This window comes from Acidiferrimicrobium sp. IK, assembly GCF_025499425.1.
Lineage (GTDB): Bacteria > Actinomycetota > Acidimicrobiia > Acidimicrobiales > Palsa-688 > Acidiferrimicrobium.
Map to the genome: position 1 here is coordinate 46,221 of NZ_JAIMCB010000021.1, position 10,184 is coordinate 56,404.

The window sequence follows — 10,184 nt, forward strand, 5'->3', positions numbered from 1 at the left end:
GCCGCCGCTCTTCGGGGTCGTCGGACTCGATCGCCAGCCTGGTGTCAGCGGCGCGCTCGGCATCGAGGAGAGCGGTGGCCGCCGACGAAGGGTCATGCGGTCACGGTGCTCGACGTTCAGGGCAGCCGACGGGTCCACCGTCGCTGTCACCTCCCATGCCAGCGGCGACTACGACTCCATCCGGGCATGGGCGCCGATGAACCCCTATCTGGCGACACCAAGCGGGCAGGCGATGCTCCTCGACAAGCGAGGCGAGGGGGCGACGCCCCTGGCGCCGATCGTCGGGCGGGTGCCAGGATCGATCCTCACTCTCGACGGTCGGGGCGTGCCGCTCGATGCCGTATGGCTCGAGGAAATCGATGAACACCCCGTCCCGGAGCTGCCGGATCTCGGGTCTGCGACCCCCGCTGTCCGCGTGGATCTCGAGTCGCGCTTCGAGGCGGTCCCGTTCCACCGGGTTCGCAACTGGGCGGACTACTGGGCGTTGCGCTCCGTCGAAGTCGACCACCTGCAGCGTCTGCAGCACCTCACCGCCTCTCCGATGACCGCGTCCACGCCTTGGAGGCCCACTGGCTCGCCCGCCTTGACCGACAGCTGGCCGACGTCCTTGAACGACTACATCATCACAGCAGCGAGGTCATGCTCAACAGCCGAGTGGGTCGCCGCCTCCAGGGCAAGAACGCGCTGTTTCAGGTCTGGTTCAACACCATCGGACCGGGGGCCCGCTGCTGGATGAGCAACCGCTACACGCCGATCCGCCGGCACACGTTCCGACTTCGCTGGCGGCCATGACCGACTCCCGGCTCCGCCTGCGCCGGGTGTGCTGCCCCCCGTCCGCCGTCACGCTCACAGGCGTACGAGCGGGCGGTTCCTTACCCGTCGTCAGCGACCCTGCGAACTCACCGTGCGTGGGCGATCTCTGACACTGGGCGTAGGCCATACCCGTCTGTTTGCGCTCGTTGTGGCAGGCCGATCGATGCGGATCGCCGGGTGCAGACGAAGCGACCGGCTCGAGGCTCAAGGTGTCCACCGGCGCGAGGAGCCGGCCCGCAGGCGACTACCTGCCGAGCAGCTCGCTGCTCGGGAACGGGGCGCCCAGGTGGAACCCTTGGGCGCAGTCGACGTCCTCTTCGAGGAGGAACTGCACGGTCGCCTCGTCCTCCACGTACTCGGCGACCACCCGCTTGCCGAACCCGTGGGCCACGCTGACCAGGGCCCGCACGACCAGGCGGTCCGCCGGCGACTCGAGACAGGCCCGCACGAACCGGCCGTCGATCTTCACCTGCACGATCGGCAGCGCCCGCAGGTGGGAGAACGCCCCGAACCCGGCCCGGAACTCGTCGAGGGACAGCTGCACGCCCATCCGCCGCAACCTCTCCCCCGTCGTCTCCGCGTCGGGCAGGTGGGCCACCAGCGCGCTCTCGGCCACCTCGAGCGCCAGCCTGCCGGGCAGCGTCGGGGCGCCCCGGAACCGCTCCTCGAGGAACGTCAGGTTGTCCTCGGAGGTCAACGTGGCCGGTGACACGTTGACCGTCACCCTGGTGTCGGGGTCCACGCCCGGCGCCGAGAGCAGGTCGACCGCGGCGCCAAGCACCCAACGGTCGATCGCCCCGAGAAGCCCGGCTTGCTCCGCCACGCCCAAGAACGCGGCCGGCGGGACGGCGCCGGCGCTGTCGTGTAGCCGCAGCAGCAGCTCGTAGTCCCGCCCGGCTCCGGTGCGCAGGTCGACTACCCGCTGCGCGTCGAGGACGAAGTGGTCGCGGCTGAGCGCGTTCTCGATCCGCTCAACCAGCGCCGAGCGGCTCCGGGAGCGGCGAGGCGAGCCGGGCTGGTAGGTGGCGTAGCGGTCCCGTCCGGAGTTCTTGGCCTCGTACATGGCCAGGTCGGCGCGCATGAGGACCTGACGGCCGTTGACGTCGTCGCTGTCGAAGCGGGCCACGCCGATGCTGGTGGTCACCGGCCGGGTCTGGCCGCCCACCGGGATGCGGATCTTCTCTTTCACCGACGCCACCAGCTTGGACGCCACCACCTCCGCCTGCTCCAGGGAGGTCTCGGGGAGCACCACCGCGAACTCGTCGCCGCCCATCCGCCCGATGATGTCGGCGGTGCGCAGCGTGGCCCGCAAGAGCCCGGCGAACTGCACGATCAGCTCGTCGCCGATGTGATGCCCGAAGAGGTCGTTGATCTGCTTGAACCGGTCGAGGTCGAGGACCAACACCGCGCCGGTGCCGCCGTAGCGGGCGACCAGGCTGCACTGGGCGTTGAGGGCGGCTTCGAACGACCGGCGGTTACGCAGGTTGGTCAGCGGGTCTTCGTCCACCAGCGCCCGCAGCTGCACCTCGAGGTCACGCTGGTCGGTGACGTCGAGCAGGTGCATGAGGATGTGGGTGACCCCGCCGCCCTCCACCGAGATCGGCGCCGCGGTCAGGCTGGCGAGCACCACCGGCCCGCCGGCGTGCAACAGGCGGTCCTCCCCCCGGTACCAGGGGAGGCTGCCGTCGAGCATGGCGTCTATGGCCGCCGCGACCCGGGGCCGGTCCCCGGGGTGGAGCAGCTCGAGCATCTCCCGGCCCTGCAGGTCGCTCGGGCGCAACCCGACGAGGGAGGCCATGGCGTCGTTGACCAGCTGGCAGCGGCCGGCCCGGTCGACGTGGACCATCGCCACCGGGGCGTGCTCGAACGCGTTGCGGTACTGGTGGTCGGAGTAGCGGCGCAGGCGTTGCTCGTCGCGCAGCAACGAGATGTCGCGCAGCGCCACGACGACCTCGACCACGGTGTCGCCGTCGCGGCGCAGCGGCGCGGCTTCCACCAGCAGCTCGCCGCCGGGCAGGTCGGAGGCCTCCCGGGTGCCTCCGAGCGCGACCCGGCAGGCGGCCTCGACCTGCTCGGCGTGGCCGGGGGCCAACGCGGCGACGGGTGACCCGGGCGCGACGGTGCCGCCCGGGTCGCCCCCAGAGGCGACGACGCGCAGGTCCCGGCCGACGATGGCGACGGTGTGGTCCGCGAAGGCGGCGAGCATCCCCGCCAGCCGTTCGCTGTCGTGGTCGGGGCCCCCGCCGGCCCCGCTCATTTCTCCACCAAACCGGGCGGAGCGGCGACAGCGGCGGGGACGGCGTCGCGGCGCAGCACCGCCAGCAGCTCCTCTGGCGGCCCGATCAGCCACGCCCGGTCGCCGGGCGCGAAGCGGGTGGCCCGCCGAGGAGGGTGTTCCATGATCGTGGTTCCTACCCTCCGGATGGAGATGACCCGGATCCGGGCCGACAGTTCCTGCATGGCCAGGCCGGCCAGCCCGCCGTCGGGGGCGACGGTCAGCGCGCCGACGAGGAACAGTTGGCGCTCCACGTAGAACGTCGAGAGGATCTCCAAGCCGAGCGCGGCGCCGATGAACCACGGCGCGGCCAGCGCGGAGGTGGACAGCACGGAGCGGAACCCGAAGCTGGCGGCGATGGTGTCGCTCAGCGACCGGTCGAAGATCCGCATCACCGTGGGCAGGGTGTCGGCCGCCGGGCCGAGGCGGTCGCGAAGGGCCAGCCCGACGTCGAGGTTGGTGAGGTCGCTGCTCGTCAGGATGGCCACCGCCGACGCCGCGGTGGTGTTGGCCGCGTCGAGGGTGCTCGGCTGGGAGGCGTCGCCGGTGATGACCGGCACCTTGAGCGCCCGCAGCCGCGACAGGTGGCGGTTGTTGTCGTCGCGCTCGATGACCACCACGTTGGCCCCCGCCGCGAGGAGCCCTTCGACGACGCGCACCCCGACCGAGCCGGTGCCGATCACGACCACGTGGCCTCGCATCCCGGTGATCCGCCGCTGGCCGAGCGCGGCCGCCAGGCTGCGACCGAACAGCTGGCTGGTCAGCAGCGCGAACAGGGTGGTGAGGAGGGTGACGCCGACGAGGATGACCGCGATCCCGACGACTTTGAGCCAGTTGGGCTGCTGCGCGAAGGAGAAGTCGCCGTAGCCGACGGTGGCGATGGTCTCCACGGTGAAGTACACCGCGGAGAGCAGCGACAGGTGGTGACCGCCGGGGCCGGGCTGGCGGTACCCGAAGCGGAGGACGACGGTCGCTCCGAGGGTGAGAGCGACCAGCGCGGCCAGGGTCAGGCGCAGCGGCCACTCCACCTGGGCGGTCACCGACCGCAGCAACACCAGCGCTTGGCGTGCCGGCCGGTGGCGGCCGAGGCCGTCGCCGCGCTGCTCGTCGGGGCGCCCGACGCCGGCGGAGGCCAGCTCGTCGGGCGAGCCGAGCACCCGGACGGTGTCGCCGGAGCCGACGGTGACGTCGCGTCCTGGGCACACCTCGACCTCGGAGGTCCCGGCCCGGGTCACCGCGATGGGCACCAGGTCCCCGAACAGGGACCGCAGAGAACCCCCGGCGGTGACCTCGACGCTGGTGGCCTCGAACTCGGCGTCGCCGATGCGCAGCGTGTTGTGGTTGTCGGCCAGGCACGCCTGGACCAGTGACGGGGCGGCCAGGGTGGCGACATCGAGGACGGTCCCCGGGCCGGTCACCCCGGCCAGGGCCCGCCCCACCGACGCGTTGGACATGCTGGCCACCACCCGCAGCTGCGGGAAGGCGCGCTGGGCGCTGAGCGCGGTCTCGAGGGTGCGCAGCTCGTCGTCCTCGGCGCAGATCAACCCTCTGGCGCGCGCCGCGCCGGCCCGGCGCAGGACCGGGCTGAGCCACGGCGGGCCGACTACGAGGGGCACCGCCAGCTCTTCGAGCAGCTGGCGGGCCGGGGCCGGCGGTGCGGCGTCGACCGCGACGACCGCGTTGCCGGCGTGGTGGAGGGCGCTGATCAAGCGCAGGGCCAGGCCGCCCAGGCCGCAGACGATCAGGTGGTCGCGGCCCTCCACCGGCCGCCCCCCGTCTCGCCCCTCCCGGCGGTCTCGGTCCTCCCGCCCGTCTTGGTCCTCCATCGGTCAATCATTGCGGACATCGCGGAGTTTTGCGCTGCGCCGACGCGCAAAACGAGCTGTTCACGCGGCCGGCGGCCCGCCATCCCCACCGGCCCCCGGCTGGCCACCTCGATGCTGGGTGGCCTCGGACCCGGCGTCGCCCCGCCTGCTCCGTCCCGCCAGTTGATCGAGGAGCTGACGGTGCCGCTGGCGACGCCACCCGGGCCGCAGACGATCAGGTGGCAGCGGCCTTTCACTGGTCGCCCCCGTCCCGTCTCGCCTACCACTCCAGTCGCTGTCTGCTTGTGACTGCTACGGCCCGGCCTCGCCGTCCGCGAGGAGACGGAGACGGCGGGCGGCCGCGGCGAGCCGCTTGTCCGCGGTCCACAAGCGGGCGTCCGCGGTGAGCCTGGTCGCGGCGAGGAGCTGGGCGTCGAGGTAGCCGATGCCCTGCCCGTAGAGCTGCTCTGCGTCGATCAATCCGAGGACTTCGGCGTCGGTGGCGACCTCCGCCGACGGGAGGTTGGCCAGAAGACCCAGGATGTCTTCGCGCTGCGACAGGTGACCGAGGGCCAGCTCGCCGGTCACCCACGGATGGGCGAGCACCCAGCCATGGTCGAGCAGGTGAGCCAGGGCCGGCTCGCCGGCCCGGAGATGGTCGACCCATATGGAGGTGTCGACCAGTATCACCGGGGCTTTGGACGACGGCGAGGCGGCAGCGTCAGCCCGGGCTCGGTCCCACCGAGCCGGGCCAGGCGCCGGGCTTCCGGCGACAATGGCTACCGGCGAGGGCGGCCAGGTCCTGATCGAAGCGCGAGCGGTGGTCGGCGACCTCGACCTGGTGCCGCTCGAGCGCGCCGTCCAAGCCGCCGCCCGCAAGCTGGGCCAGCCGCTGTCGCGCTCGCGCGACGCGCTCCGTCTGGCCTCTACCCTGCTGCTCGGCGACGATCTAAGGGCGTTCGTCGCCTTCGACCGGCGGTTCCTCGACGCGTCCAAGGCCGCCGGCCTGCCGGCCGAACCCGCGGTGGCTCACAGCCCCAGCGTCTGGGGCACCATGTACAAGCCGAAGGCCATCACGATCAGGCACAAGCCGGTGACCACCACCCGGTAGGCGCCGCGCATGCGGTGCTCAGGTGGGAGGGCCCGGGCCTCGAGGGCGAGCAGCAGGCCGAGGACGAGGGGCAGCAGCAGCGAGTTCATCACCTCGACGTCCACCGCCAGGGACACCAAGTTGACGCTGGCCAGGACCAGCACCGCCCCGACGATGTGGGTGGCGGCGTAGAGCACGAAGAACTTGGCGTTACCCCGCCCGACCTTCTCGTTGAGGCTGTGGCGCCAGCCGAGGACCTCTGCCACGCCCCACGACCCGGCCAGCGACACCACCAAAGCGGCGACCATCGCCCCGCCGAGCACTGCGGCGCCGACGAGCACCTTGGACTGCTCGGAGCCGATGAACGGCGTCAGAGACCCGGCGATCTGCCCGACGGTGTCGAGGGAGTTGTGGGCCCCGGCCCTCCACACGGTGGCCGCCAGGGTGACGATGACCACGATCATGATCCCCTGGGTGAGCAGGGTGCCGACCGCGGTGTCGTGGCGTTCCTGGCGCAGATCGGCGGGGGTCAGGCCCCGGTCGACCACCGCCCCTTGCTGGTAGAAGATCATCCACGGCATCACCACCGCGCCGACGTTGGCGGCCAGCAGGTACACGTAGGAGGAGTGGCCGAGGGGCAGGGAGGCCATACCGTGCAGCAGGGCGTGGCCGCTCGGATGGGCCAGGAGCATGGCCGGCACGAACGCCAGCTCGGCCAGGCCGATGGTGATCCCGATGCGCTCCGCCCGCCGGTAGCTGCCGGTGAACGCCAGGCCGATCAGCCCCACGGTGGCCACCGGGACGGTGACCCACTGCGACACCCCGAACAGCTCCCCCACCCCGGCAACGCCGGCGAACTCGGTGAGCAGCGCCCCGACGGCGGAGAGCACCAGGGTCCCGGCCGACGCCATGCCCCATCCGACGCCGAAGTGGTCCCGGATGAGCCGGCCGTGACCCTTGCCGGTCACCGCGCCGAGCCGGACGGTGATCTCCTGGGCCACGAACAGGATCGGGATCAACACCAGCTGCGGGACCACCATGGCGTATCCCCACTGGGCTCCTGACTGGGCTGCGGTGATCAAGCAGCCGGCGTCGGTGTCGGCCAGCATGACGATCATCCCCGGCCCCCACACCGACCGCCGCCGGCGGCGAGCCGCGGGACGGGGGCCGGTGTCGGTGGCGGCGACCAGATCCATCGCCAGTTAAGTTAGGTCCGCCTTATATTCAGGGTCAAGCTGGCCTACAGCGCGGGTGGGGCGGGTTTCCCCGGGCGGAGCGGACCGCCGCCGCCACGCTGCGGCCAGGCAGCCGCCGACCCCGGCGACGCCCGCCGCGTAGAGCAGGTCGAGGGCACCGGCGGGCAGCGGCGGCCGCCAGCCGGCGGCGACGGTCACGAACGGGTTGTGGGGACCGGCGACGCCGACGCTGTAGCGGCGCAGCGCCCCCGCGAACGCCGCCACCTGGCCGGCTCCGGCCGCGCCGACCAGCAGCCACCCGCCTCGCCGGGCCCAGCGCCGCCGGCGGGCGGGTCCCGCCGGCGCGGGCATCAGCAGGCCCGGGACCAGCACGACCGCGACGACCAGCGGCAAGAAGTACCGGCCCTGGGCGCCGAGGCCGATGCGGCGCGACTGGATCACCTCCAGCACGACCGGCACGACGGCGGCCGCGGCCACCGTCGCCGCGACCGACAGCCGGGCCCGGTTGTCGCCCCGGGCCAGAGCGGCGAGGACCAAAGCCGCGGCCAGCACCCCGAACCCGGCGATCACGCCGCGGGGGGACGGCGCGTTGACCGCGCCGAACACCCCGACGTACTCCCGGCCCCACCGGGGCATCTCGTCGACCACCTGGCGCAGGAGGTGCAGCGCGGTGGTGTGGGTGCGGGGGCCCACCGGCAGCGCGGCCAGTGCGTCCTCCCCCAAGACCCACCCCACCGCCGCGGCGTACGCGGCGGCGATTCTGACCGCCCAGGCGCGCACGTCGCGCCGGGCGAGGAGACCCCGCAGGTCCCCGCCGGCGACCAGCGGCAGCAGGCAGACGATCATCAGCACCGGCCACAGCGGGGAGTCGCCCCGGGCCAGGACCAGCACGACCGCGCTGATCCCGGCCAGGGTCACCTCGCCGCCGGGGTCGGGGGGCCGGTCGCGGGCCAGCACGGTGAGCGCCACCCACAGCGCCGCCGCGGAGGAGATCTCCAGCCCGCTCGGGTTGACCGCCGCGGCCAGGTACAGCGCGGTGGGGGTGACCGCCAAGGCCACCGCCAGCGGCCCGGCCACGCTCCGGCTGCGCCGGCAGGCCACCACCAGCGCCGACGCGAAGAACGCCGCGCTCAACGCGACGCTGACCAGGCGCATCCAATACACCACTCCCGGGGTGCTCGCGACCAGGGTCGGCAGGCCGACGAGGGCGTAGTACAGCGGCGGGTAGCGCCCGGTGTAGATCAGGTGGGGCACCAGACGCGACGAGCCCACCACCCGGTTGTCGCAGGTCGCGGGCCGGCGCACGTCGGCGTTGGCGCACTGCGCGACCGCCTGGAGGGCGTCGAGGCCGGCGGGGACCTCCACCGCGGTGACCGCCGCCGGCTGCCCGGCCCCCGGCGGCGAGCCGATCACGTCGCCGTGGACCAGCGCGTACGCCCGGTTGATGTGGCTGGGCTCGTCGGGCGGAGCGCCGAGCGGCGTCGCCAGCAGCCACGCCCCGCCCAAAGCCACGAACCCGACGAACGCCGCCAACCACACCCGCCGGCCCCGCCACCGGTCGCGGTAGGCGGCGGTCGCGGTGACGGTCGCGGGTGCGGCCGGCCGGGTCCGGGGCATGGCCCCGATCCTGCCACGAGACGCGGCGGTGGCCGCCCCGGAGGGGCGGCCACCGTCACAAGGTCGATGCCGGTCGCGCGCTCACCGGCGCCCGGAGGCTCCGGCGGCTGGCTGCCTGGCTGGCTGGCTGGCTGAACCCTCGCACCGGCAATTTGGGGGCCTGGCCCGACGGTCGTAGGCGACGCCGTTCGAGTAGATGCGATTAAGGCTTGGAGCTGGTGTGGCTGCCAGCGACGGCGCTGCCAGTGGAGCCAGCATGGCCACCGGCAGGACTGCCGGCCGAGGAGCTGCCGGCCGAGGAGCTGCCGGCCGAGGAGCTGCCGGCTGGGCTTTGGCCGGCGGGACTCTGACTTGCGGGGCTAACCGGGGGCGTTGCGCTGACCGGAGCGCTTGGGTGGCTGGTCGACTGGCTGCCCGGGTTGGCCGGCGCCGGGACCGAAGTGGGCGCGTGACCGGCGGCGGGCGTGGTGCTGGCCTGATTCAACCCGGTGGAGCTCTGGCTGCCCGGGTTGGCCGGCGCCGGGACCGAAGTGGGCGCGTGACCGGCGGCGGGCGTGGTGTTGGCCTGATCCAACCCGGTGGAGCTCTGGCTGCCCGGGTTGGCCGGCGCCGGGACCGAAGTGGGCGCGTGACCGGCGGCGGGCGTGGTGTTGGCCTTGGTCAGACCGTTGAGGCCTGGGCTGGCAGGACGGCCGTGGCTCACGGGCGCCTTCGCGGCCGGTGCGCTGTGGCTGGTGGCAGAGGTCGGGAGATTAATAGGGGAAATGCTGCTTACCGCGTGAGAGAGGGCGTTTTGCGCTGGGCCCGGGAGCGCTCCAGCTGCTCCTGCTGCGGTCATCGCTCCCGCGGCTACGGCGGCTGTGAGCCCGACTTTGGTCGCTGCGCTAGCGACGCCCAGTTTGGCGAAGAGCGTCGTGAGGACGGTTGATGCGGCCACGATGGGTCGTCTCCATTTCGGTAGCCCGGATGCCTCTCGGCGAGGCCCGGTGGCTTTGCTCGCTGCCGTCGCCGGCAGGTCGCCTTTGTCGATGGTGAGACCCTCGGTCAGGATCCGGGCCAGGTTCCCTGTGGGCAGGGGACCTGGTCCGGTGGCCGACGCCCGAGCCGACTGGGCGAAAGAGTTGAGGAGTTCCTCCCCTGGCAAGGCGTGCCCGGAGAAGAAGTCCTCGACGTCTCTTTCGCTCAACGGTCGGGGCTTGCGCATCTCGTAGCGGTCATCGCCGCGGTCGGTCACTGGGATACGCCCTGAGAAGACATTTCTTGAATTAGAGGCCGCGCGGATAGGCGAAGGAGCCCCTGACCAGCATCTCCGCGCCGTTTGAGGGGCATCCACCGGTCGTCGTGTTGGCCCGAGTTTGATCTCGGGTGCGACCAACAACCGACGACCG

7 protein-coding genes and 1 riboswitch are annotated in these 10,184 nt (G+C 72.7%); of the genes, 2 read left to right on the forward strand and 5 right to left on the reverse strand.

What is annotated here, in order from left to right; genetic code table 11:
- The first annotated feature begins 94 nt into the window (after positions 1-94).
- A complete protein-coding gene (locus tag K6U06_RS22745; protein WP_262324273.1) occupies positions 95-736 on the forward strand; it encodes a hypothetical protein in 642 nt (213 codons plus the stop codon).
- 321 nt (positions 737-1,057) lie between these two features.
- Here K6U06_RS22745 and K6U06_RS22750 read toward each other — a convergent pair whose 3' ends face one another.
- The 3 genes from K6U06_RS22750 to K6U06_RS22760 all read right to left on the reverse strand — a co-directional run bounded on the left by K6U06_RS22750 (position 1,058) and on the right by K6U06_RS22760 (position 5,583).
- Positions 1,058-3,070: a putative bifunctional diguanylate cyclase/phosphodiesterase gene (locus tag K6U06_RS22750; RefSeq protein WP_262324274.1), complete on the reverse strand. Its 2,013-nt coding sequence runs from the start codon at positions 3,068-3,070 to the stop codon at positions 1,058-1,060.
- Positions 3,067-4,914 carry a potassium channel family protein gene (locus K6U06_RS22755; protein ID WP_262324275.1) on the reverse strand — a complete coding sequence of 616 codons (1,848 nt, stop codon included), beginning with the start codon at positions 4,912-4,914 and terminating at the stop codon, positions 3,067-3,069. The genes K6U06_RS22750 and K6U06_RS22755 overlap by 4 nt, the downstream gene beginning before the upstream one ends.
- Positions 4,915-5,205: 291 nt before the next feature.
- Positions 5,206-5,583: a type II toxin-antitoxin system VapC family toxin gene (locus tag K6U06_RS22760; RefSeq protein WP_262324276.1), complete on the reverse strand. Its 378-nt coding sequence runs from the start codon at positions 5,581-5,583 to the stop codon at positions 5,206-5,208.
- Between the two features lie 85 nt (positions 5,584-5,668).
- Between K6U06_RS22760 and K6U06_RS22765 the strand changes: the two genes are divergently transcribed.
- Complete coding sequence (locus K6U06_RS22765; protein ID WP_262324277.1) at positions 5,669-6,004, forward strand: hypothetical protein; 336 nt, start codon at positions 5,669-5,671, stop codon at positions 6,002-6,004.
- Here K6U06_RS22765 and K6U06_RS22770 read toward each other — a convergent pair.
- Positions 5,923-7,179, reverse strand: coding sequence for an NRAMP family divalent metal transporter (locus tag K6U06_RS22770; protein WP_262324278.1), 1,257 nt, complete (start codon positions 7,177-7,179; stop codon positions 5,923-5,925). The two genes, K6U06_RS22765 and K6U06_RS22770, sit on opposite strands and share 82 nt — an antisense overlap.
- 6 nt (positions 7,180-7,185) lie before the next feature.
- A complete protein-coding gene (locus tag K6U06_RS22775) occupies positions 7,186-8,796 on the reverse strand; it encodes a DUF2142 domain-containing protein (protein ID WP_262324279.1) in 1,611 nt (536 codons plus the stop codon).
- A gap of 953 nt (positions 8,797-9,749) precedes the next feature.
- A riboswitch (cyclic di-GMP riboswitch) is annotated at positions 9,750-9,827 on the reverse strand.
- Between the last annotated feature and the right edge of the window lie 357 nt (positions 9,828-10,184).

What these genes read in the sequence shown, in the direction of transcription:
- K6U06_RS22750 (WP_262324274.1), bottom strand. Translation starts at nt 3,070, where the DNA reads ATGAGCGGGGCCGGCGGGGGCCCCGACCACGACAGCGAACGGCTGGCG.
- K6U06_RS22770 (WP_262324278.1), bottom strand. Translation starts at nt 7,179, where the DNA reads ATGGATCTGGTCGCCGCCACCGACACCGGCCCCCGTCCCGCGGCTCGC.
- K6U06_RS22745 (WP_262324273.1), top strand. Translation starts at nt 95, where the DNA reads ATGCGGTCACGGTGCTCGACGTTCAGGGCAGCCGACGGGTCCACCGTC.
- K6U06_RS22765 (WP_262324277.1), top strand. Translation starts at nt 5,669, where the DNA reads ATGGCTACCGGCGAGGGCGGCCAGGTCCTGATCGAAGCGCGAGCGGTG.
- K6U06_RS22755 (WP_262324275.1), bottom strand. Translation starts at nt 4,914, where the DNA reads ATGGAGGACCAAGACGGGCGGGAGGACCGAGACCGCCGGGAGGGGCGA.
- K6U06_RS22775 (WP_262324279.1), bottom strand. Translation starts at nt 8,796, where the DNA reads ATGCCCCGGACCCGGCCGGCCGCACCCGCGACCGTCACCGCGACCGCC.